At 63.8% G+C, this 21,815-nt stretch carries 26 protein-coding genes; 16 read left to right on the top strand and 10 right to left on the bottom strand.

Annotated elements, in window-relative coordinates; translation table 11 throughout:
- Positions 1-18: 18 nt before the first annotated feature.
- Positions 19-393 (bottom strand): PRC-barrel domain-containing protein, encoded by a 375-nt coding sequence (locus tag ABIC03_RS08445; RefSeq protein WP_275171722.1) that lies wholly within the window; start codon positions 391-393, stop codon positions 19-21.
- A 156-nt stretch (positions 394-549) separates the two neighbouring features.
- Here ABIC03_RS08445 and ABIC03_RS08450 point away from each other — a divergent pair, with 156 nt between their 5' ends.
- The 7 genes from ABIC03_RS08450 (at position 550) to ABIC03_RS08480 (ending at position 5,837) form a co-directional block, all read left to right on the top strand.
- Positions 550-2,337, top strand: coding sequence for a thiamine pyrophosphate-requiring protein (locus tag ABIC03_RS08450; protein ID WP_354057072.1), 1,788 nt, complete (start codon positions 550-552; stop codon positions 2,335-2,337).
- An 8-nt stretch (positions 2,338-2,345) separates the two neighbouring features.
- Positions 2,346-2,573, top strand: a complete 228-nt coding sequence (locus ABIC03_RS08455; protein WP_007594757.1) for a hypothetical protein — start codon at positions 2,346-2,348, stop codon at positions 2,571-2,573.
- An 87-nt stretch (positions 2,574-2,660) separates the two neighbouring features.
- Complete coding sequence (locus tag ABIC03_RS08460; RefSeq protein WP_275171719.1) at positions 2,661-3,212, top strand: DUF4142 domain-containing protein; 552 nt, start codon at positions 2,661-2,663, stop codon at positions 3,210-3,212.
- Positions 3,213-3,420: 208 nt separating this feature from the next.
- Positions 3,421-4,311 (top strand): SDR family oxidoreductase, encoded by an 891-nt coding sequence (locus ABIC03_RS08465; protein ID WP_354057075.1) that lies wholly within the window; start codon positions 3,421-3,423, stop codon positions 4,309-4,311.
- A 109-nt stretch (positions 4,312-4,420) separates the two neighbouring features.
- A complete protein-coding gene (locus ABIC03_RS08470) occupies positions 4,421-5,005 on the top strand; it encodes a phosphatase PAP2 family protein (RefSeq protein ID WP_354057077.1) in 585 nt (194 codons plus the stop codon).
- A complete protein-coding gene (locus ABIC03_RS08475) occupies positions 5,002-5,349 on the top strand; it encodes a DUF3147 family protein (protein ID WP_354057079.1) in 348 nt (115 codons plus the stop codon). Before ABIC03_RS08470 ends, ABIC03_RS08475 begins: the two co-directional genes overlap by 4 nt.
- Positions 5,349-5,837: a DUF3147 family protein gene (locus ABIC03_RS08480; RefSeq protein WP_354057556.1), complete on the top strand. Its 489-nt coding sequence runs from the start codon at positions 5,349-5,351 to the stop codon at positions 5,835-5,837. The genes ABIC03_RS08475 and ABIC03_RS08480 overlap by 1 nt, the downstream gene beginning before the upstream one ends.
- Before the next feature lie 5 nt (positions 5,838-5,842).
- Here ABIC03_RS08480 and ABIC03_RS08485 read toward each other — a convergent pair whose 3' ends face one another.
- The gene (locus ABIC03_RS08485; protein ID WP_354057081.1) at positions 5,843-6,001 is read right to left on the bottom strand and encodes a hypothetical protein; all 159 of its coding nucleotides are present in this window, start codon (positions 5,999-6,001) and stop codon (positions 5,843-5,845) included.
- Positions 6,002-6,176: 175 nt separating this feature from the next.
- Here ABIC03_RS08485 and ABIC03_RS08490 point away from each other — a divergent pair, with 175 nt between their 5' ends.
- Entirely contained in the window at positions 6,177-6,425 is a 249-nt protein-coding gene (locus ABIC03_RS08490; protein WP_275171708.1) for a hypothetical protein, read from the top strand.
- A gap of 136 nt (positions 6,426-6,561) precedes the next feature.
- On the opposite strand, the gene ABIC03_RS08495 is transcribed toward ABIC03_RS08490, so the two are convergent.
- Positions 6,562-6,768: a hypothetical protein gene (locus tag ABIC03_RS08495; RefSeq protein ID WP_007594775.1), complete on the bottom strand. Its 207-nt coding sequence runs from the start codon at positions 6,766-6,768 to the stop codon at positions 6,562-6,564.
- A gap of 317 nt (positions 6,769-7,085) precedes the next feature.
- Positions 7,086-7,280, bottom strand: a complete 195-nt coding sequence (locus ABIC03_RS08500) for a hypothetical protein (protein WP_275171706.1) — start codon at positions 7,278-7,280, stop codon at positions 7,086-7,088.
- A 96-nt stretch (positions 7,281-7,376) separates the two neighbouring features.
- Here ABIC03_RS08500 and ABIC03_RS08505 point away from each other — a divergent pair, with 96 nt between their 5' ends.
- Positions 7,377-7,889 (top strand): DUF4142 domain-containing protein, encoded by a 513-nt coding sequence (locus ABIC03_RS08505; protein WP_354057084.1) that lies wholly within the window; start codon positions 7,377-7,379, stop codon positions 7,887-7,889.
- 17 nt (positions 7,890-7,906) lie between these two features.
- On the opposite strand, the gene ABIC03_RS08510 is transcribed toward ABIC03_RS08505, so the two are convergent.
- Positions 7,907-8,188 (bottom strand): hypothetical protein, encoded by a 282-nt coding sequence (locus ABIC03_RS08510; RefSeq protein WP_275171702.1) that lies wholly within the window; start codon positions 8,186-8,188, stop codon positions 7,907-7,909.
- A 286-nt stretch (positions 8,189-8,474) separates the two neighbouring features.
- Here ABIC03_RS08510 and ABIC03_RS08515 point away from each other — a divergent pair, with 286 nt between their 5' ends.
- Both ABIC03_RS08515 and ABIC03_RS08520 read left to right on the top strand, forming a co-directional pair.
- On the top strand, positions 8,475-14,762 hold the full coding sequence (locus tag ABIC03_RS08515; RefSeq protein ID WP_275171700.1) for a HAMP domain-containing protein: 6,288 nt from the start codon (positions 8,475-8,477) through the stop codon (positions 14,760-14,762).
- Positions 14,763-14,775: 13 nt separating this feature from the next.
- Positions 14,776-16,266 (top strand): HWE histidine kinase domain-containing protein, encoded by a 1,491-nt coding sequence (locus ABIC03_RS08520; protein ID WP_275171698.1) that lies wholly within the window; start codon positions 14,776-14,778, stop codon positions 16,264-16,266.
- On the opposite strand, the gene ABIC03_RS08525 is transcribed toward ABIC03_RS08520, so the two are convergent.
- Positions 16,263-16,484: a hypothetical protein gene (locus ABIC03_RS08525; RefSeq protein ID WP_354057087.1), complete on the bottom strand. Its 222-nt coding sequence runs from the start codon at positions 16,482-16,484 to the stop codon at positions 16,263-16,265. The two genes, ABIC03_RS08520 and ABIC03_RS08525, sit on opposite strands and share 4 nt — an antisense overlap.
- Before the next feature lie 138 nt (positions 16,485-16,622).
- On the opposite strand from ABIC03_RS08525, the gene ABIC03_RS08530 reads away from it, so the two are divergent.
- On the top strand, positions 16,623-16,880 hold the full coding sequence (locus ABIC03_RS08530; protein WP_354057089.1) for a hypothetical protein: 258 nt from the start codon (positions 16,623-16,625) through the stop codon (positions 16,878-16,880).
- Between the two features lie 95 nt (positions 16,881-16,975).
- Positions 16,976-17,224, top strand: a complete 249-nt coding sequence (locus ABIC03_RS08535; protein ID WP_007594791.1) for a hypothetical protein — start codon at positions 16,976-16,978, stop codon at positions 17,222-17,224.
- A 133-nt stretch (positions 17,225-17,357) separates the two neighbouring features.
- On the opposite strand, the gene ABIC03_RS08540 is transcribed toward ABIC03_RS08535, so the two are convergent.
- Together ABIC03_RS08540 and ABIC03_RS08545 are read right to left on the bottom strand one after the other, a co-directional pair.
- Positions 17,358-17,567 (bottom strand): hypothetical protein, encoded by a 210-nt coding sequence (locus ABIC03_RS08540; RefSeq protein WP_354057091.1) that lies wholly within the window; start codon positions 17,565-17,567, stop codon positions 17,358-17,360.
- A gap of 18 nt (positions 17,568-17,585) precedes the next feature.
- Entirely contained in the window at positions 17,586-17,807 is a 222-nt protein-coding gene (locus ABIC03_RS08545) for a hypothetical protein (RefSeq protein WP_354057559.1), read from the bottom strand.
- A 115-nt stretch (positions 17,808-17,922) separates the two neighbouring features.
- Between ABIC03_RS08545 and ABIC03_RS08550 the strand changes: the two genes are divergently transcribed.
- Complete coding sequence (locus ABIC03_RS08550) at positions 17,923-18,117, top strand: DUF3072 domain-containing protein (RefSeq protein ID WP_354057093.1); 195 nt, start codon at positions 17,923-17,925, stop codon at positions 18,115-18,117.
- 86 nt (positions 18,118-18,203) lie between these two features.
- Complete coding sequence (locus ABIC03_RS08555; protein ID WP_354057095.1) at positions 18,204-18,521, top strand: DUF6496 domain-containing protein; 318 nt, start codon at positions 18,204-18,206, stop codon at positions 18,519-18,521.
- A gap of 6 nt (positions 18,522-18,527) precedes the next feature.
- On the opposite strand, the gene ABIC03_RS08560 is transcribed toward ABIC03_RS08555, so the two are convergent.
- Together ABIC03_RS08560 and ABIC03_RS08565 are read right to left on the bottom strand one after the other, a co-directional pair.
- Positions 18,528-18,890: a hypothetical protein gene (locus tag ABIC03_RS08560; protein ID WP_473303181.1), complete on the bottom strand. Its 363-nt coding sequence runs from the start codon at positions 18,888-18,890 to the stop codon at positions 18,528-18,530.
- Between the two features lie 266 nt (positions 18,891-19,156).
- Positions 19,157-20,695 carry a Do family serine endopeptidase gene (locus ABIC03_RS08565; RefSeq protein WP_354057097.1) on the bottom strand — a complete coding sequence of 513 codons (1,539 nt, stop codon included), beginning with the start codon at positions 20,693-20,695 and terminating at the stop codon, positions 19,157-19,159.
- A 213-nt stretch (positions 20,696-20,908) separates the two neighbouring features.
- Between ABIC03_RS08565 and ABIC03_RS08570 the strand changes: the two genes are divergently transcribed.
- Positions 20,909-21,745: a universal stress protein gene (locus ABIC03_RS08570; protein WP_354057099.1), complete on the top strand. Its 837-nt coding sequence runs from the start codon at positions 20,909-20,911 to the stop codon at positions 21,743-21,745.
- Positions 21,746-21,815: the final 70 nt, after the last annotated feature.

Here is a 21,815-nt window from a genome sequence, read left to right on the forward strand (position 1 = left end):
TCCTTTCGGTGGAAACGCTTACGCGAAGGGGACGCCGTAATAGGAGTTGATGCCGCGAACCGCGGCGTCATCACCCCAGTTCCAATCGCTCCGTTCGCCGTATTTCGGCGCGCCTTCCAGCTCCTTGGTGGTGATGCCGGTGACATAGCCGCCGAGCTCCGTGTCGTATTTCAGCGACTGCCACGGCAGCGGGTAATGGTCGTTGCCGAGGCCCAGAAATCCGCCGAAGCCGAGCACGGCGTAGGACACCTTACCGCTGATCTTGTCGATCATCACGCGTTCGATCGAGCCGATTTTGTTGCGATCGGCGCCATAGACCGATGTTCCCTCGACCTTGTCGCTGCCGATCAACCGACCCATCTCGTCTCTGTCCAGTTCACCCTGATTCAACATCTCAATTCTCCACTCAGCCAGTGTGGAGACAACCCGAAGAGGTGCTCGATCGTTCCGGCATGTTCCGCCAGACTTGAGGAACATCGCCGGAAACGGGCGGTTCTCTCAAATTCAAATCCCGGAAACCAAATACCGGAAAACGAAGGGCCGCCCTCGATGTCCCAGACCGTCTCCGACTTCATCGTTCAACGTCTGCATCAATGGGGCGTGCGCCACCTCTTTGGCTATCCCGGCGACGGCATCAACGGCGTGTTCGGGGCCCTTCAGCGCGCTGAGGGCAAGATCGGCTTTGTCCAGGCGCGGCATGAGGAGATGGCCGCCTTCATGGCGACCGCCTATGCGAAGTTCTCCGGCCAACTCGGGGTCTGTATCGCAACTTCGGGCCCCGGCGCCTCGCATCTGATCACCGGGCTCTATGATGCCCTGCTCGATCACCAGCCCGTGCTCGCGATCGTCGGTCAGCAGGCGCGCAATGCACTGGGCGGACACTATCAGCAGGAACTCGATCTGGTCTCGATGTTCAAGGATGTGGCTGGCGCCTATGTCATGCAGGCCTCCTCGCCGGCGCAGATCCGGCATCTGATCGATCGGTCGATCCGGATCGCGCTGGCACGGCGGACGCCAACGGTGATCATCCTACCCAACGATATCCAGGAGGAGCCCTACGAGGATCCGCCCCGCGCTCACGGCACCCTGCACTCCGGCGTCGGCTATAGTCCTCCAAGCATCAAGCCTCGTGACGCTGACCTCGACCGTGCCGCCGAGGTGCTCAACGCCGGCAAGAAGGTCGCGATGCTCATCGGCGCCGGCGCGCTCCACGCCACCGAGGAGGTGATCGCGGTCGCCGACCGCTTGTCAGCCGGCTGCGCCAAGGCGCTGCTCGGCAAGGCAGCGCTCCCCGACGATCTGCCCTGGGTCACCGGCTCGATCGGCCTGCTCGGCACCGAACCCAGCTACAACATGATGATGGAATGCGACACGCTGCTGATGGTCGGCTCCGCCTTTCCCTATGCCGAATTCCTGCCGAAGGAAGGCGCGGCGCGCGGCGTGCAGATCGACATCGACGCCAGCATGATGTCGATCCGCTTCCCCATGGAGGTTGGCCTGGTCGGCGATGCCGCCGAGACGCTGCGCGCCCTGCTGCCGCGGCTCGCACCCAAGACCGACGGCGCCTGGCGCCAGGGCATCCAGGACGACGTCGCGAAATGGTGGAAGACGCTAGATGATCGGGCACATCAGCCCGCAGCACCGGTCAATCCGCAGCTCGTCGCCTGGGAGCTGTCTCCGCGCCTGCCGGACCGTGCCATCATCACCAGCGATTCCGGCTCCTGCGCCAACTGGTTCGCGCGCGACTTGAAGATGCGCCGCGGCATGACGGCCTCGCTCTCAGGCGGCCTCGCCTCGATGGGTGCGGCGGTGCCCTATGCACTCGCCGCGAAATACGCCCATTCCGACCGCCCGGTGATTGCCCTCGTCGGCGACGGCGCGATGCAGATGAACAACATGGCCGAACTGATCACCGCCGCGAAGTATTGGCGCGACTGGAAGGATCCGCGCTTCATCGTCTGCGTCTTCAACAACGAAGACCTCAACCAGGTGACCTGGGAGCAGCGCGTCATCAACGGCGATCCGAAATTCGAGGCATCGCAGCGCATCCCAAACGTGTCCTATTCGCGCTTTGCCGAGCTGATCGGCCTCTCCGGCATCTATGTCGACAGCCCGCAGCTACTAGGCTCGGCTTGGGACCAGGCGCTCGCGAGCGAGATGCCGGTGGTGCTGGAGGTCAAGACCGACCCCGAAGTGCCGCCGCTGCCGCCGCACATCACCTTGCAGCAGGCCAAGAACTTCTCTCTTGCGCTGATGAAGGGCGACCCCAACGAGAGCGGAGTAATCAAGGGCGCGGCGCGGCAGGTGTTGGAAAAGATCCTGCCTGGAAGTGAATGAGGTGAAGCATGAGCGATTTCCGCGATATCCAGCATGGCGTGAACGATCCCGTCGATGGCCTCGACGTGAAGCGGCAGATCAACGACAACCGGACGCCGCACGAGCGGGCACAACGCCATGCAGACGTACGTGCCGAGGCCACCGCCACGCCGACCGAGCCGTTCCTGCCTGAACGGCTTCGGCGCAAGCCGACCGATCCAATCAACCCACGGAGCGGGAGGAGACCGACGGATTAGCCGTTAGGAACTCCGGCCGCTGCAACGTGTTGGTGGGCGCAACGTCGCGCGGCGAGAGGCTGCGCGCCCATTCGGAGGGATCGGACCATGAAACGTACCATCATCGCAGCTGCCTGCGTGCTTCTCGCAGGCCCCGCGCTCGCCCAGTCGCTTGGCGAGAAGACCGGCGTCAACTCGGCGCTCGGCGTCGCGCCCGCTACCGCCGACTTCGTCAAGGAAGTCGCCATCAGCGACATGTTCGAAATCGAGTCGAGCAAGCTCGCCCAGCAGAAAGGCAACGCGCAGGAGAAGACCTTTGCGCAGCAAATGGTGACCGACCACACCAAGACCAGCAGCGAACTCAAGGGCCTCGTCAGCGGCGGCAAGGTGCAGGCCACCCTGCCGACAGCACTCGACAGCTCGCATCAGAGCAAGCTCGACAAGCTCAAGAGCGCGAACGGCAAGGACTTCAGCTCGGACTACAATTCGTACCAGGTCAGCGCCCATGAGGACGCGGTCTCGCTGTTCGAGCGTTACGCCAAGGGCGGCGACAATTCCGAGCTGAAGGATTGGGCCGGCAAGACGCTGCCGGCGCTCAAGCACCACCTCGACATGGCCAAGGAGCTCGGCAAGGCGCCGAGCGTCGGTCAGACCAAGTAAACATCTTCCGAGGACGCCGGCTCGTGGGTCGGCGTCCTCCCGTTTTGCAACGATGCCTCTCTCCGCGCATTGGGATCGCGAGATCGCGGAGACCGTCATGACACATCAAGACAAGGCTTCCATATCCCGCCGGCACGTCGTCCAAGCGGCGAGCGCAACGCTTGCTGCTGCTTCGCTGGCCTCTTCGACAGCGAAAGGAGACACATCCATGGCCGAGCAGAAACTCGTCGATCCCGTCAGCCGTTTTCCAAAGCCGCCGTTCAAAAAACAGTCGCAGCCCTGGCCTGGCCTCGCCGGCAAGATGGAGCCGCCTCCGGATCACGGCGAGACCAGCTACAAGGGCTCCGGCCGGCTCGCCGGACGCAAGGCGCTGATCACCGGAGGCGATTCCGGCATGGGCCGCGCCGCCGCGATAGCGTACGCACGCGAAGGCGCCGACGTCGCCATCAACTATCTGCCGGCGGAAGAGCCGGATGCGCAGGACGTCACCGCGCTGATCAAGAAGGAAGGGCGTACCGGGCTCGCCATTCCCGGCGACCTCAAGGATGAGGCTTTCTGCAAGACGCTGGTCGAGCAGGCCGTCCAAGGTCTCGGCGGACTCGACATAGTCGTCTGCAACGCGGCGCGGCAGCAGACACGTGCGTCCATTCTCGACGTCTCCTCGGAAGACTTCGACGCGACCATGAAGACCAACATCTACGCGCCGTTCTGGATCATCAGGGCGGCGCTGTCGCATTTGAAGCCCGGCTCGTGCATTATCGGCACGACGTCGGAGCAGGCTTACGACCCCTCGCCCGATCTCTACGATTATGCGCAGACCAAGGCGGCGACGATGAACTACGTGAAGTCGCTGGCGAAGCAGCTTGCCTCCAAGGGCATCCGGGTCAACGGCGTCGCACCGGGACCGATCTGGACGCCGCTCCAGGTCTCCGGCGGCGCCACGATGGAGAAGCTCGAAAAATTCGGCGGCATGACGCCGCTCGGCCGTCCCGGCCAGCCCGCCGAACTGGCCTCCATTTACGTGCAGCTTGCCGCAGCCGACGCGAGCTATGCGACGGGCCAAGTGTATGGGTCCGCTGGTGGATCTGGACAGCCGTAAACGGCGCTTTGGTCCGGCTGCAGGCTGATGCCGCAAAGTTGAGCCCAGGAACCTTCTTTGTCTCCGGGCTTTACAAAACTGTCACAAAGGACATTACGCTTGCAGACAGATGGCATTGGTAGAGGTCAAACCCAGCCGGATCGACACCGCGATCGCGGATACGATCGCTGATCACACCAATTCAGGCGTCGAGCACACGGCGCAGACATTGACCTGGGCCGCCGACGAGCACGTGCTGCTCGTGCTGGCCGCAATAGGGTGGCTCTATACTCACATTCGGCAGCCGCAACAGCGGCCCGTGGCAAATCACATGCTGGCCGTGTCGTTGGCGACGGCCGTCCTGCCGCATCTCCTGAAATCCGTGTTCGATCAGACCAGGCCAGACCGGCTGACCGTACGCGGGCACGGGCATGGAGTACCCGTCTCAGGACGGGCGCGCGACGCCTTCCCGTCCGGTCACGCGGTCCATATGGGCGCACTTGCCTCGGCGGCGGGCTTGGTGTCGAAGACGCCCCGCCGATTGCTGCGCACGGCCGCGATCGCGCTGTCGCTGACCCGGATCGCGGTACTCGCGCATTGGGCAAGCGACGTGATCGCAGGCTTTGCGCTTGGCGCGGCCGTCGAGAGACTCTTGCGGCCATGGACACTGACGCAATCGTTCCGCAAGCAAGTCAATCGGCGGGAAAAGCCGTGACCGAATATATCGTGCGCTTCATCGCCGGTGGCATCATCGTCTCCTCTTTTGCGGCCTTGGGCGATATGCTCAAGCCCAAAAGCTTTGCGGGGTTACTCGGCGCAGCACCGTCGGTCGCACTGGCGACGCTCGGCATCGCCGTCGTCCAGCACGGCTCGCAATATGCTGCGGCCGAAAGCTGGACGATGATCTATGGCGCGGTCGCGCTCGGCTGCTACAGCGTCGTCGTCTGCCATCTGCTGATCAGATATCGTGTGTCCGCGCTGCCCGCGACCGTCCTCGCTGTCATCGTGTGGCTTGCGGTCGCCTTCGGCCTGCTCGCCGGCTTCGGAGGTGCGGAATGATGCCGGTCAAGCTGTCGCTCTCCGCACTCAAGCAGACACGCTGGTACGAATACGGCATTCGTTTCCTGCTCGGCGGCCTGGCGACCGTGCTCACGGGGGTTCTGGGAGCGCGCTTCGGTGTGTCCGTCGGCGGACTTTTTCTTGCGCTTCCCGCCATCTTCTGCGCCAGCGCCACGCTGGTCGAAAGCCATGAACGCCGCACCAAGGAGAAGGCCGGGCTCAGCGGCACGCGCCGCGGGCAAGAGGCCGCCGGGCTCGACGCAGCGGGTGCCGCCTGGGGAAGCATCGGTCTCCTGGCATTCGCCACCGTCTTTCATTTCACCGTGGCTGCCAGCGTTAAGGGCGCTTTCGCTGCCGCGTTGATAGCCTGGACCGTCGTTTCGGTATTGGCTTGGTGGCTCAGGCGCAAGCTGCGCAGCGTCTCCCGCAAGCCGCACCGATCAGCCCATTCGCTGTCGGCAAAGGGCTCTCACCTCGCGAAGCGGTAGCCCGCTTAGGCCTGCGTCGACGGCTGCAGTCTCGGCGGTTGAAGGCCCGGGCTGTTGGCCCAGCGCTCGACCTGCTCGATGACCTTTTGGTGGCTCGGGCGCACCGGTTTGGGTGCGTCGCTCTCTTCGACATGTTTGCGGGGCAATCTGACTTCGTTGGTCATGACGTCTCTCCCATTTGCGGGAAGCATACACCTGCCCAACGACCTCTGCATCATATAACTTATTGATTTCGTTATATTATTTTACTCACTTGGCGCCATAGAAGCATCTTATGGAACCGCGGTGGAATGAGTTCGTTGAGTAAACTACTCAACTTGCTCATTTGGATGAATGATCATGAACGACCTTCGCGCCGAGCGGCTCCAGGTCATGCTGTCACCGGAAGAACTGGCCGCGGTCGACGACTTCCGGTTCAAACATCGCATGCCGACGCGAGCCGCGGCTGTGCGCGAGCTCCTCAAGCTCGGACTGGCCACCGCCGCTGTCGATGCAGGGCCTAATGTCAAATCGAGCAGGTTCGGGGTTTTCGGACGCGGCCCGGACGGCCACACACAACCGCATCCGCAGCGCGACACAGAAGATTAGTCCAGCCTGATGCTCAACAAAACGGCCCCGGCACGGGTGCCAGGGCCGTCCTTGGAGATTACTTCCGGATCACCGGGGGCATGACAACCGGAAGCAATCCCTCGACTCTTTGCGGGCCGATTCGTTCCTGATGGAATTAGCCGCTCGGGGCGTCGCCGGAATCATCGGGCGCCATGCCGGAGCCGGGCGTCTTGCTGTTGTCGTTCAGTTTGGGATCGCGCGTGGCCTCACGAGAGGGCGAGCCCTTTGGCTCCGACTTGTGCACGGTCTGCGCGCGCTGCTTGTCCCGCGGCTGCTGTTCACCGCGCTGATCTCTGATGATGCCTTGGTCGGAATGGGCCATGATAGCTCTCGCCTCTTTGCTGTCTCGAAGCGCTTACGCGCCGGAGCGTCGAAGGTTCCGGACGCGCGAGACGAGACTGCGGCTAACTGTGCGCCGAGTGCACCGGGGCCGATGCATTCTCATGATGCACTTGCCGCACCGTCGTCACCGTGGCGAACGCGACCGACACGCCAAAGGCAAGAATGAGCGAAAGAAGAGCCAGACGTGGAGCCATTGCAAAAACCTCCTGGATAGGAAATCAACGCGATCGACTGTTACGAATGATCCTGCTTGCCGTCCGTGAGCAGTCTCACACGCAGATCCACGAAACGAGAGCGTTACGCATCCTGCTTTTGAAGGACGCGGGCTGGAACGGGCGGGACCTCGCCGTCGAGCCAATCCTGCTCGTTGGCGAGTGCCGTCCACGCGTTTGCCATGCGCAGAAAACGATTGTGCGCCGGCTGTCCTTCGGACCGCTCGGCGAGCTGGAGGCAGTTGTCGGCGTTGTCCCTGAAGATCTCAGACTGTTTCATAAAGATGAATTGGGGACGGAACCGTCGCGTCGCAACCGCCCTTACCGGATCGTAACATCTGCGGAACTTTCGACCGCCATCCGCCATTGGATATCCATGCGGATTCTTCTCGCGATCGTTTTGGCGTTCATCAGCACGGCAGCACTGGCCGACAGCACCGGGGAGCGACGGCCGGCCGGCCGCACGCCCACCGCAACCGAAACCATCAGCGATCTCTACACCTTCAGTCGCTTCCAGCAAGGCTTGCTGGAGAGTACCGACCTGAAGGGCAATGCCGAGGTCAAGAAGCTCGCCGCCCTGCGTGCCGAAGAAGCGGCCCGACGCGACAAGGCCCTGAAGCCAATTCAGGAGGCAATCGGCACCGAACCGCGCGTCACCAAGACGACGCCGGCGAGCGCGAGCCTGGTCGAACCCGAAACCTCGGACGGACCGACTTTCGTCAGAAGCTTCTATGCCGCGCAGATCCCCGAGTATAAATCGGTGATCGACCTGCTCGAACGCTATCTCAAGGCGCCAGACAATGCCGCGCTTGCAGCGTTCGCGCGTGAGCAGCTCCCGATGTTGCGCTCGCAGGTCAAGGACGCCGAGCGCACCATGGCGGACAAGTAGGGCTGCCAAGCAACCCCTTACTTTTGTCGGCTCTCCGGCTGCGCGCTGCGGCTGCCCTCCAGCATCTTGTCGCGGCCGGCATCCCCATTGTCATCCTTGCCGCCCGAACTCGACGTGCCGCTACCACTGGGATTAGACCGGGTTGACGTACCCGTGGTTGGTGTGTCCGCGCGTGGGGTCGCGGAGCTTGCGGCGGGATCGCCGGTGACGGCCCCGCGGCCGCTGGGGGCCCCGCCCTGCGCGAACGCCGATCCGGCCAACAACATCACGGTCCCGATGACGGCAAATCCTGCTTTCATATGCGCTCTCCCTGTACTTGCGGGCTTAACAGCAGGCCTGGCGGTCCGTTCCGGAAGGCGATGACCGAGGCCGGACAAGGGGCCCCCGACGCATCTTCCGCCCGGGAAAAAAAAGGAACCCGATGGAACCATTCCGGACAGCCGCGATTATGCTAATCGGGCTGAGCAAAGCAGGTTCCACTTCCGGGCGCCTCGACGTTGGCGCTTGATTTCGAATTTGGCTGACGCTCTATTTTGATAATCGCGTCTTGCCTAGGATTCGGCCGACGCCTGCGGGGGAATCAGTATGAGCGACCTCGATCCCGGATCTGCATCACGTTCCGGTCGTCGCGTTCCAAAGCCAAAGACCAACGGCATGTCGGAGCCGGATTCCCGGGCAGAATTGCTGCTCGCCCTGCAGGCCATGCGAAACGGCGATTTCTCCGTGCGCATGAGCGGCGACTATCTCGGCATCGACGGCAAGCTCGCCGACACTTTCAACGACATCATCGCCGCCAATCAGCGCATGGCGCAGCAGCTCGAGCTGGTCGGCCAGGTGGTGGGCCGCGAGGGCAAGACGCGGCAGCGCGTGAAGTTTGGGCTGGCCTCTGGCTCCTGGGCCGACATGGAAGGCTCCGTCAACACGCTGATCGACGATTTGCTGTGGCCGACGCGCGAGGTGACGCGCGCGGTGGCAGCCGTGGCGCAGGGCGACCTGCTCCAGACCGTCAAGCTCGACGTCGATGGCCGCCCCCTGCGCGGCGAATTCCTGCAGTCGGCAACCATCGTCAACACCATGATCAAGCAGCTTGGCGTGTTCACCTCCGAGGTGACGCGCGTGGCGCGCGAGGTCGGCACCGAAGGCAAGCTCGGCGGCCAGGCCCAGGTGCCGGAAGTGACCGGCGTCTGGAAGGATCTGACCGAGAGCGTCAACTCGATGGCGAACAACCTGACCAACCAGGTTCGCAACATCGCCGAGGTGACGATCGCGGTTGCGAACGGCGACCTCTCGAAGAAGATCACGGTCGACGTCCGCGGCGAGATCCTCCAACTCAAGGAAGCCATCAACACGATGGTGGACCAGCTCCGCTCCTTTGCCTCGGAAGTGACGCGCGTGGCGCGCGAGGTCGGCACCGACGGCAAGCTTGGGGGCCAAGCCATCGTGCCCGGCGTCGCCGGCACCTGGAAGGATCTCACCGACAGCGTCAACGCGATGTGCGGCAACCTCACCGCGCAAGTTCGCAACATCGCCAACGTCACCACCGCCGTGGCGCGCGGCGACCTCTCGCGCAAGATCACGGTGGACGTGCGCGGCGAAATCCTGGAGCTGAAGGACACCATCAACACCATGGTGGACCAGCTCAACTCATTCGCCTCGGAAGTGACGCGCGTGGCGCGCGAGGTCGGCACCGAAGGCAAGCTCGGCGGCCAGGCCCAGGTGCCGGGCGTCGCCGGTACCTGGAAGGACCTCACCGACAACGTCAACTTCATGGCGTCGAACCTTACCGCGCAGGTCCGCAACATCGCCGACGTTGCCACCGCCATCGCGAGCGGCGACCTCTCGAAGAAGATCACGGTGAACGTCTCGGGCGAAATCCTTCAGTTGAAGGAAACGCTCAACACCATGGTCGACCAGCTCAACGCCTTCGCCGGCGAAGTCACGCGCGTCGCTCGCGAGGTCGGGACCGAGGGCCGGCTCGGCGGCCAGGCCAACGTGCTCGGCGTCGCCGGCACCTGGAAGGACCTGACCGAGAGCGTCAACTCGATGGCCTCGAACCTCACCGCGCAGGTCCGCAACATCGCCGAGGTGACGACCGCGGTCGCCGGCGGCGATTTGTCGAAGAAGATCACGGTCGACGTCCGCGGCGAAATCCTGGAGCTGAAAGACACCATCAACACCATGGTGGACCAGCTCAACGCCTTTGCCGGCGAAGTCACGCGCGTCGCACGCGAGGTCGGCACCGAAGGCAAGCTCGGCGGCCAGGCCCAGGTGCGCGGCGTCGCCGGCACCTGGAAGGATCTCACCGACAGCGTCAACTCGATGGCCTCGAACCTGACCGGCCAGGTCCGCAACATCGCCGAAGTCGCGACCGCGGTGGCCAAGGGCGATTTGTCGAAGAAGATCACCGTCAACGTATCAGGCGAAATCCTTCAGCTGAAGGAAACGCTCAATACCATGGTGGACCAGCTCAACGCCTTCGCCGGCGAAGTCACGCGCGTCGCGCGCGAAGTCGGCACCGAAGGCAAGCTCGGTGGCCAGGCCGAAGTCCCCGGCGTTGCCGGCACCTGGAAGGACCTCACCGACAGCGTCAACTCGATGGCGGGCAACCTCACCGCCCAGGTCCGCAACATCGCCGAAGTCGCGACCGCGATCGCCGGCGGCGACTTGTCGCGCAAGATCACCGTGGACGTGCGCGGCGAGATCCTTCAGCTCAAGGACACGCTGAACACGATGGTCGACCAGCTCAACCGCTTCGCGGGCGAGGTGACGCGCGTCGCGCGCGAGGTCGGCACCGAAGGTCGGCTCGGCGGTCAGGCCAACGTGCCCGGCGTCGCCGGCACCTGGAAGGACCTCACCGACAGCGTCAACTCCATGGCGGGTAACCTCACCGCGCAGGTCCGCAACATCGCCGAAGTCACCACCGCCGTGGCGCGCGGCGACCTCTCGCGCAAGATCACCGTCGACGTCCGTGGCGAAATCCTCGAGCTGAAGAACACCATCAACACCATGGTGGACCAGCTCAACGGCTTCGCCGGTGAAGTCACCCGCGTCGCGCGCGAGGTCGGCACCGAAGGCAAACTCGGCGGCCAAGCCGAGGTGCCCGGCGTTGCCGGCACCTGGAAGGATCTCACCGACAACGTCAACTTCATGGCCTCGAACCTCACCGCGCAGGTCCGCAACATCGCCGAGGTCGCGACCGCGATCGCCGGCGGCGACCTGTCGAAGAAGATCACGGTGGATGTGCGCGGCGAAATTCTGCTGCTCAAGGACACCTTGAACACCATGGTCGAGCAGCTCCGCTCCTTCGCCGCCGAAGTGACGCGCGTCGCACGCGAGGTCGGCACCGAGGGCCGGCTCGGCGGCCAAGCCGTCGTGCCCGGCGTCGGCGGCACCTGGAAGGACCTCACCGACAACGTCAATTTGCTGGCCGCCAACCTCACCACGCAAGTCCGCAACATCGCCGAAGTCACCACCGCCGTGGCGCGCGGCGACCTGTCGCGCAAGATCACCGTCGACGTGAAGGGCGAAATCCTCGAGCTCAAGAACACCATCAACACCATGGTGGACCAGCTCAATGCATTCGCCGGCGAAGTCACGCGCGTTGCCCGCGAGGTCGGCACCGAAGGTGAACTCGGTGGCCAGGCCCAGGTGCCCGGCGTCGCCGGCACCTGGAAGGATCTCACCGACACCGTCAACTTCATGGCGGCGAACCTGACCGAGCAGGTCCGCGGCATCGTCAAGGTGGTGACCGCGGTCGCCAACGGCGACCTGAAGCAGAACCTCACCGTGAAATCGAAGGGCGAAGTCGCGGCGCTCGCCGACACCATCAACAACATGACCGAGACGCTCGCGACCTTCGCCGACCAGGTGACGTCGGTGGCGCGCGAGGTCGGCGTCGAGGGCCGGCTCGGCGGTCAGGCCGACGTGCCCGGCGCCGCGGGCACCTGGAAGGATCTCACCGGCAACGTCAATTTGCTGGCAGCCAACCTCACCTCGCAGGTGCGCGCGATCGCGGAAGTGGCGACCGCCGTGACCAAGGGCGACCTGACGCGGTCGATCCAGGTCGACGCCCGCGGCGAGGTCGCCGAGCTGAAAGACAACATCAACACGATGATCACGAACCTCCGCCTCACGACGGACGTGAACACCGAGCAGGACTGGCTGAAGACCAATCTGGCGAAATTCACCAACATGCTTCAGGGCCAGCGCGACCTCACCACCGTCGGTCGCCTGCTGCTGACCGAATTGTCGCCGCTGGTGAACGCGCATACCGGCGTGATCTATCAGGTCGAGAACGAAGACAGTCCGCGGCTCCTGCTGCTTGCCTCCTATGCCGGCGACGGCGTCTATCCGTACCCGCGGGTGCTGCCATTCGGCGACGGCCTGATCGGCCAATGTGCGCTCGACCGGCGCCCGCGCGTGATTGCGGACATTCCGCCCGACGTGGTGCCGATCAATTCGGCATTGCTTCGCGTCGCGCCGAAGAACCTCGTGGTGCTGCCGGTGCTGTTCGAAGGCCAGGTCAAGGCGGTCATCGAGCTCGCCTCGCTCACCTCCTTCACGACCTCGCAGATGACCTTCCTGGAGCAGCTTACGGACTCGATCGGCATCGTGCTCAACTCGATCGAGGCGACGATGCAGACCGAGGGCCTGCTCAAGCAGTCGCAGCAGCTCGCCGGCGAACTCCAGACCCAGCAGCGCGAATTGCAGCAGACCAACGACCAGCTCGAGCAGAAGGCCCAGCAGCTCGCCGAGCGCAACGTCGAAGTCGAGCGCAAGAACCAGGAGATCGAGCAGGCCCGCCGCGCACTGGAGGAAAAGGCGACCGAGCTCGCGCTGACCTCGAAGTACAAGTCCGAATTCCTGGCCAATATGAGCCACGAGCTGCGCACGCCGCTGAACTCGATCCTGATCCTCGGCCAGCAGCTCACCGACAACCCGGACGGCAATCTTACCGGTAAGCAGGTCGAATTCGCCCGCACCATCCATGGCGCCGGCACCGACCTGCTCAATCTCATCAGCGACATTCTCGATCTCTCCAAGATCGAGTCCGGTACAGTGACGGTCGACGCCGAGGAAATCCTGACCGCGAACCTGCTCGATACGGTCGGGCGACCGTTCCGTCACGAGGCGGAGAACCGCAACCTTTCGTTCAAGATCGACGTCGATCCGAATCTCGCACGCAGCCTCGTCACCGACTCCAAGCGACTGCAGCAGGTTTTGAAGAACCTGCTCTCCAACGCCTTCAAGTTCACCGCCGAAGGCGAGGTGCGCCTGAAGGTCGCCGCCGCGGTCGGCGGCTGGGGCACGGATCATCCCGTGCTGAACTCGGCGCCGGCGGTGATCGCATTCGAAGTGTCCGATACCGGCATCGGCATTCCCTTGGAGAAGCAGAAGCTGATCTTCGAGGCGTTCCAGCAAGCCGATGCCGGCACCAGCCGCAAATATGGTGGCACCGGCCTCGGCCTTGCGATCAGCCGCGAGCTCGCAAGCCTGCTCGGCGGCGAGATCCACCTGCGCAGCTTGCCGGGCAAAGGCTCGTGCTTCACGCTTTACCTGCCGCTGAAATATTCCGGCCCGACGCTCGCGCCCCGCGCGGCGCCCCAACAGAGCCAGCCGCCGGCGCTGCAGCCCGCGACAGCCGAACCGCAGCGCGTCATCGAGCAGCTCCCCGACGACCGGCTCAACCTCGAACCCGGCGACAGCATCCTCCTGATCGTCGAGGACGACCCGCACTACGCGCGCGTGCTGGTCGACCTCGCGCGCGACAAGGGATTCAAGGTGCTGGTCGCCGCCCGCGGCGCGGAGGCGCTGGAGCTTGCAAAGCAGTACCAGCCGAGGGCCGTCTCGCTCGACGTGTTCCTGCCTGATATGCTCGGCTGGACCGTGCTGAGCCAGCTCAAGCACAATCCGCTGACACGCCACATCCCCGTGCAGATCATCACGCTCGATGAGGACCGCCAGCATGCGCTGGCGCGCGGCGCCTTCTCCTTCGTCAACAAGCCGACGACGACCGAGGGTGTCTCGGCCGCACTGACGCAGATCAAGGAATATGCGCGGCCGCGGCGCAAGCGGCTGCTGATCGTCGAGGACAACGAGGCCGAGCAACTCTCGATCCGTGAGCTCCTGCACCACGACGACATCGAGATCGTGACGACCGGCACCGGTGCCGATGCACTCTCGATGCTGCGTGAGAACCCCTGTGATTGCGTTGTGCTCGACCTGCGGCTGCCCGACATGACCGGCTTCGAGGTGCTGGACCAGATCCGCAACGACGACGCGCTGTCGAATGTCCCGGTCGTCGTCTTCACCGGCCGCGAGCTGTCGGCCGAGGAAGATGCGGAACTCCACACCATGGCGCGGAGCATTGTCGTCAAGGGCGTGGAATCGCCGGAGCGCCTGCTTGACGAGACCGCGCTGTTCCTGCATCGCGTGATCACGGAATTGCCGGTGGAGAAGCAGCGCATGCTCGAGAAGCTGAACAGTTCCGACGAGGACCTGATCGGCAAGACCGCCCTGCTCGTCGACGACGACGCCCGCAACATCTTCGCGCTGTCGAGCGTGCTGGAGCGGCGCGGCATGAAGGTGCTGACGGCCACGACCGGCAACGAGGCGGTGACCTTGGTCGAATCCAACCCGGAGATCGCCATCGTGCTGATGGACATTATGATGCCGCAGATGGATGGCTATCAGACCATCGGCGTCATTCGTGAAAATCCGACCTTCGCCCGTCTTCCGATCATCGCGTTGACGGCCAAGGCCATGAAGGGCGACCGCGAGAAATGCCTCGAGGCCGGCGCGTCCGACTACCTCGCCAAACCCGTCAACACCGATCAACTGCTGCTTGCAATCCGCATGTGGCTGCACCGCTGAGTTGGATGCCCGTATGGACCACGAAAAGGTCAACATCCTCCTCGTCGACGACCAGCCGGCCAAGCTGCTCGCCTATGAGGTGATCCTGAAGGATCTCGGCCAGAACCTCGTGATCGCCTCGTCGGGTCGCGAGGCTCTGGAGGTGCTGCTCAAGACCGAGATCGCGGTGATCCTGGTCGACGTCTGCATGCCCGAGCTCGACGGCTTCGAGCTCGCCGCGATGATCCGCGAGCACCCGCGCTTCCAGAAGACCGCGATGATCTTCATCTCGGCCATTCAAGTCAGCGACATCGACCGTCTGCGCGGCTACGAGATGGGCGCGGTCGACTACGTCCCGGTCCCGGTCGTGCCGGAGGTGCTGCGCGCCAAGGTCAAGGTGTTTGCAGAGCTCTATCGCAAGACGCGCGAACTCGAACGGCTGAACCAGGATCTCGAGGACCGCGTGCGTGCACGTACTGCCGAGCTGGAGAATTCCACCGCAAAGCTGCGCGAGAGCGAAGAGCGGCGCAGCATGGCGATCGCCGCCGGCAAGATGGGCTCCTGGGACTGGGACTGGATCACCGGCGACTGGATGTGGGATGAGGGACAATACCGCATCTTTGGTGTTGGCCCGGAGAGCTTCGAGGTGAATCCGGCCAACGTTCAGGCGCTGTTGCATCCGGATGACGTCGATCAGTTGCGCAAGGCGATCGCCGAATTCAACAAGGGCACACGCTCCTATGAAACGGAGTTCCGGATCGTGCGGCCCGGCGGCGATGTGCGCTGGTGTGTCGGCACGGCCGCTGCCACGGTTGACGATAGTGGTCGGGTCATGCGCGTCAGCGGCGTGACGGTGGACATCACCGAACGCAAGCGCGCCGAGGAACGGCAGACTCTCCTGGCGCGGGAAGTCGATCATCGCGCCAAGAATGCGCTGGCGCTGGCGCAATCGATCGTGCGCCTCACCCGCGCCGACGAGGTCAAAGCCTATGTCAGCGCCGTCGAGGGACGCATCAATGCACTGGCGCGCGTGCATACGATCCTGTCGCTGTCGAGCTGGCAGGGTGCCGAACTCTCGAAGCTGATCGACGAGGAGCTGGCGCCCTATTCCCTCGGCGGCCAGATCAAATTGGCGGGGTCCGAAGTTCAGTTGCTGCCGGCAACGGCCCAGACGCTCGCGCTGGCGCTGCATGAGCTTTTCACCAACTCGGCGAAGTATGGCGCGCTCTCGACGCGGACGGGACGGCTCGCGATCGGCTGGCAGGTCGAGGAAGAGCTGCTCACGCTGACCTGGGAGGAATCCGGCGGTCCGCTCGTGATGACGCCGAAATCCCGCGGCTTTGGTACGCGGAGCCTGCTTGCGAGCGTCGAGTCCCAGCTCGGCGGGCAGGCGCGATTCGATTGGCGCGCCGAGGGTCTGTTGTGCCGGCTCGAGGTGCCGTTGGTCCGCAAGACTGCCGCGACAACCGGGCCCGGCAACTTTGAAGCCGCCAGCTCCGCCGAATTGCAGCGCGCATCCGGTTAAGCGGACGCCGCACTCTTCCTGCGTTGCGTCGTTCGCGCTTCGCGCGCGACGCGTCCTTCGAGCCAGGCTTCAGTTTGGGCGAGATCGCGCAGCGCCTTGGCATAGCGGCGCGCCGCGCTTCGCTCCGCGCCGCGGGGCAGCTGGCGCGCTTTGCGGAGGATGTCCGCGGCGGCGTTGCGATAAGCCAGAGAGCGATAGAGAAAGACCACCTTACCCATATCGAATGTTCCCGTGTTGCGCGCTCATTCTTGCAGGCCCGGCATGAACGTCGGATGAAGCGGGCGATGACAATTCGTTCATGCGGGTGGAACCGGTGCGTGTCGCACGCGTTGCATGCGAGATCGGGATAGAGTTCCATGCGCACGAAAAAGTCGTCGGACCTGATCTCTCCCAGCGGGCTCGTCAAGCTGATGACGCACGCCATGATGGGCGCAGCCTTAGGGCTGGCTTTCAGTCTCCTGCTCGTGCTGTCCAATCCAGACGTCGCCAATTTGCTGAGCCACGGCGGAAGACAGGCCGTTGCCGTTTTCGCCTTCACATTGGTGACGACGTTCGCGATCGGCGCGACACTCACCGGCCTCGTATTCATCCTCACAGAAGACAAGCAATCTTGAAGTCTTGGTGATTTGCCGGAACTCCTTTGTTCGGAACTCCTGCGACGAATAGCGGTTGGCTGCCTGCGTCAATTCAACTCAGGGAGTTCCCGCGCATGAAGACCACCAAGCTCGCTCTTGCCGTGATGTTGGCAACCGGCCTCGCCGCCGCACCGTTCGCCGTGCAGGCCAAGTCGCACAAGGCGAAACACGGATCCTCGATGTCATCGTCGCAGACCACCACGGGCGCCAACACCAAGTCCTCCAAGGGTGCTGACCCCTCCGGTCAGGGCGGCTCTGGCCCCGGCTCCGACCAGGGCGGCACCATGACGAACAACAAGGGCGGCATGAGCAACACCAAGTAGGTGTTGTTCGTCGAACTCATGGAGGCCCCGCGACCGCGGGGCCTTTTTGCTTGGCGTTCGAACGAACTTTTCTCGGGCCGCTTCGTCAACATGCGGAATCGACAAGCCCCGCATGCCGCGCTGCGCGCAGGCTTCAGCTACGATGGCTGCCCAGGATGTCAGGACGGACGCCCACAGGATCTGACTTCACCAGATGATCGAGTCTTGCACGCTTGCGCGCGATCAAGAGCTGGGCCGCGGCGTCGTCGAGTCCCTCGCGTTGCAGCTGCCGGATCGCAGAGCCCAGTTCGAGAATCTCGGCGCGCAGCTTGAGAATCCGGTACGCATCCGGGTCTTCCTCCACCGTGCGCTCCCAAAGCTCTCAGCGGCGCGCGATCATGCGCAGAGGACTACCCGATGTCTTCGCGGAACGAAGGCGCATCCTATCGCGGACATTCGGCAGGACATCGCCGCCACCCGCAGCCTTCCATTCGCCAATCAGCAGATTGATTTTCCGACGCAGATCCATCTGCGCCAGGGCCTTCTCTGTGCAATCGTGCTCGCGGTCGACGAGTTCGCGGATGGACACCTCGATATCGGCCATTTCCAGCCTCAAGGCGCTGATATTACGTCGAATTTCATTAATTCTGTTGTCCATGACTTGTTAGAACAAAATAAGAACATATAGTCAAGTCACGATTTCAGAAGGGAGAAGCGACATGCAGGTTCAAGGAAAATACGACGCCAAGACGTTCCTCACCGAACAGATGACGCGAGCGCAGGGCCTCCGGCTGAAACGGCTGAGCGAAGAAGCGTATCAACCCGCCCTATATGCACGAGATCTGTCCTCCGGCGAGGCAGCACGGCGCATTCAGGTGCTGGAAGCGGAGATCGAGCTGGCGGATTCGTTCTAGGCCAAGTCGCGCATCCGGGACGTGCATGCGCGCTTTCGGAACTATGCCTGTCTCGGATGGTTTTCCCCGGCCAAGGGAGAACATGCATGGCACGCAAGGCAAAGAAACGCCGCTACTCTCGCAGCTCCGGCAGCGATGTCGAAAGCGAGATGAAGCGCTACAAGAAGGGTACCGCGAAAAGCGGACCGGGCGGTCGAGGCGGACGCGTGAAGAGCCGCAAGCAGGCGATCGCGATCGGCCTGTCGAAAGCGCGCAAGAAGGGCAAGAAGGTCCCGAAGAAAGCCGCAAAGCGGAAGACGTCCAAGAAAACGTCGAAGAAATCGTCCAAGAAGACAACTCGGAAAACATCCAAGAAGACTTCGAAGAAAACCTCGAAGCGCAAATCCTCCAAACGGTCGCGCTGACCTCCGTCAGATCATGCTGCCCGGCATGAAGCAGCGGATCGAAACGCCGAACGCGGTCTTCACCGGCCACACCATGGTGCGGCCGGCCCGGTTCGGCTCGGTGATCACGGCTTCGTCCGGCACCTCGACCCACTCGCCGTCGAGCCGCACGCGATAATGTCCATTGTGCGAGTCCCAGTCGGGATCGGCGACGGCAAACCCATCCGCATCCGAGCAGCACGGACCGAGATGGCTGCGCAGGCCGTCGAACCACGGCTTGAGAGGCGAGTCCGCGTAGCGGCCGTCGTCGCGCCCGAGAGCGTTTCCACCCCATAGCACGAGGGGCGCCACGAGCAGCGCAGTCCTCAGCGAGAGCTTCAATCGATCCATGTCGGCACCGATCAAATACGAATTGCCGGCCGGCTCAGCGGCGGCAAGTTCGAAGTTCCACGCTTGCAATCGTCCCGGCGGCTTCATTGCCGTCGAGTCCACAACATCCGCAACTGTGACGAGCGAACACGGCTTTTTCGGACGAACCGGGTCATCCTCCCTGCCGTTAACGAGAATGTTATCGGCGGGCATCCGGAATCCTGAAGGCGAACAGGAAAGGCGGCCCGTGGGCCGCCTGTTTGGATCTGCGCCGATCGACGTTCGCCCTATGCGAGCGGCACCGCCACGAACCGGGTCGCCTGTGCGCTTCTGACCTGCAGCAGCACGCTGCGCTTGCCGGACGATTTCGCCTGCGCCAGCTCCGAACGGACATCGCCGATATTGGCGACGGCCTTGCCGCCCACGTTGAGGATGACGTCGCCGGTCTGGATGCCGCGTTGCGCGGCCGGCCCTTGCGGATCGACTTCAGTGACGACGACGCCCTTCTGGCCGGCGCCCTGCACGTCGCCGGCCGGAGCCAGGCTGAGCCCGAGACGCGGCGGCATGCCGGCATCCGGCTGCGACTTGCCCTCGTCGGCTCTAGCCTGCCGCTCGTTCGGCAACTCGCCGAGCGCCAGTGTCACCGTCTTGCTGTCGCCCTTGTGGACGACATCGAGCTTCACGGACGTGCCCGGCGCCAGGGTGGCGATGGTGCGGGCGAGATCGCGGGAATCCTTGATCGCGGTGCCATTGACGGCGGTGATGACGTCGCCCGCCTCGATGCCCGCCTTCGCCGCCGGGCTGCCGTCCTGCGGATTGTCGACGATCGCGCCGCGCGCCTCCTTGAGGCCGAGGCTGTCGGCGATATCCGACGTCACCGGCTGCACCTGCACGCCGAGCCAGCCGCGTGTGACCGCGCCCTTGTCCTTCAACTGTGCGACGACGAGCTTTGCGGTCGAGGCCGGAATGTCGAAGCCGATGCCGACCGAGCCGCCGGAGGGCGAGAAGATGGCGGTGTTCACGCCGATGACGTTGCCGTTCATGTCGAAGGCCGGACCGCCGGAATTGCCCTTGTTGATCGGCGCGTCGATCTGGATGAAGTCGTCATAGGGACCGTTGCCGATATCGCGGCCGCTGGCCGAGACGATGCCGGCGGTCACGGTGCCGCCGAGCCCGAAGGGATTGCCGACCGCGACCACCCAGTCGCCGATGCGCGGTTTCTGGTCAGAGAATTTGACGAACGGAAAATCCTTCTTGCCCTCGACCTTGATCAGCGCGAGATCCGTCTTCGGATCGGTGCCGACCACTTTCGCGCTGTAGATCGTGCCGTCGTCCATCGTCACTTGCACCGACTCGGCGTGATCGACGACGTGGTTGTTGGTCACGGCATAGCCGTCGGCGGAGATGAAGAAGCCAGAGCCCTCACCCGTGATCATCTGGCGGCGCTGGCGCGGCATGCCCTCCATGCCACCCGGGCCGCGGAAGCCGAATTGCCGCGAGAACTGGTCGAACGGCGTCTGCTCGTCCGAATCCATGCGGTTCTGTTGCAGCATCGCGCTCTTATCGTTGTCCTGGTCGATCCTGACCCGGACCGAGATGACGGCGGGTTTGACCTTGCTGACGAGGTCGCCGAAGCCCGGCGGTGTCGCGGCGCTCTCCGCGGCCTGGGCAGGCGCGATGAAGGAGGTCGCGCTGAACGGCGAAGAGCCGGGGGCAGTCGCCAGCACGGCCAGGCCAAGCGCGGCCACGGTGCCGAGCAGCGCGAGCCGGCGCGGTCTCAGGATCTTGCGGGACGCGGTGGTGTCGGAATTGACGCGATCGTTCATGTCGATATGTCCATTTTGGGTAAGTCGCCTTGCACCCAACATGGCGGACGCCACCTTACAGCGTCCCGTCCACGCGATTAAATCTTGTAAATCTTGGCAAAGTGGCCGGGGCCGTCGACAAAAGTCGAGGCTGCACATTTGATGCAGCTCAACGCGAGCCCTGCGCACCGTGAAAGACTGCGGCCACCGGATGGAATCCATCGGAGGCACGTCATGTACAAAGATATTCTCGTCCACATCCCCACCGAGCGCCCGATGCGACCGGTGATCGATGGCTCGATCTCCCTCGCATCGAGCCTCAACGCCCACCTCGACGCAGTCGCGGTTGGTTATGTGGCAACCAGTGCGGCCTACGTGATGGAGGGCGGCGCTGCCGTGGCGGCGGTGTTCGAGATGGAGCGCGAAAGCGCAGTGGAGCGCGCCGAGGCGGCGCTCGCGGTGTTCAAGATCGAAGCGATGAACGCCGGCATTTCCTACACATGCCACTCGCTCGGGGCGATGCCGGGGGATGCGGTCGGCTTGCTTGGCGAGATGGCGCGGCTGCACGATCTCAGCATCGTGCTTCAGCCGGACCCGGCGCAAGGCTCACTCGACAACGATGTGCCTCGCGAGATCCTGTTTCAGGCGGGCGGGCCGGTGCTTTTCCTGCCCTACACTTTCCATGGAGCGTTCAAGGCGAAACGGATCGGCATCTGCTGGGATGGCAGCCGCCTCGCCGCGCGCGCCATGCGCGACGCCGCACCATTCCTGGCTCGCGCCGAGGAGATCGTGATCATTGCGATCAACGAAACAGACACGATTCCCGACGAGGTCTCGACGCGCAATCTGGCAAGGCATCTCGGTCGGCGTGGACTATCGACCCGCACGGTCAACCTGTGGGCCGCGCGCTCTCACATTCAGCCGACCATGCTGTCGCTGGCAGCCGATGAGAGCCTCGATCTTCTGGTCATGGGCGGTTACGGCCATTCGCGATTGCAGGAGCGGTTCCTCGGCGGCGTCACCCGCGCCATGCTGGAAGCCATGACCGTCCCGACGCTGATGTCGCATTAATCGAGGGCTGACCCAGGTCGGGCTGGCCACAAGCCCTGTCGTTCGGGCTGACAACCCCGTCCTTGAGCGG

Source organism: Bradyrhizobium sp. RT6a (assembly GCF_040547675.1).
Classification (GTDB): Bacteria; Pseudomonadota; Alphaproteobacteria; order Rhizobiales; family Xanthobacteraceae; genus Bradyrhizobium.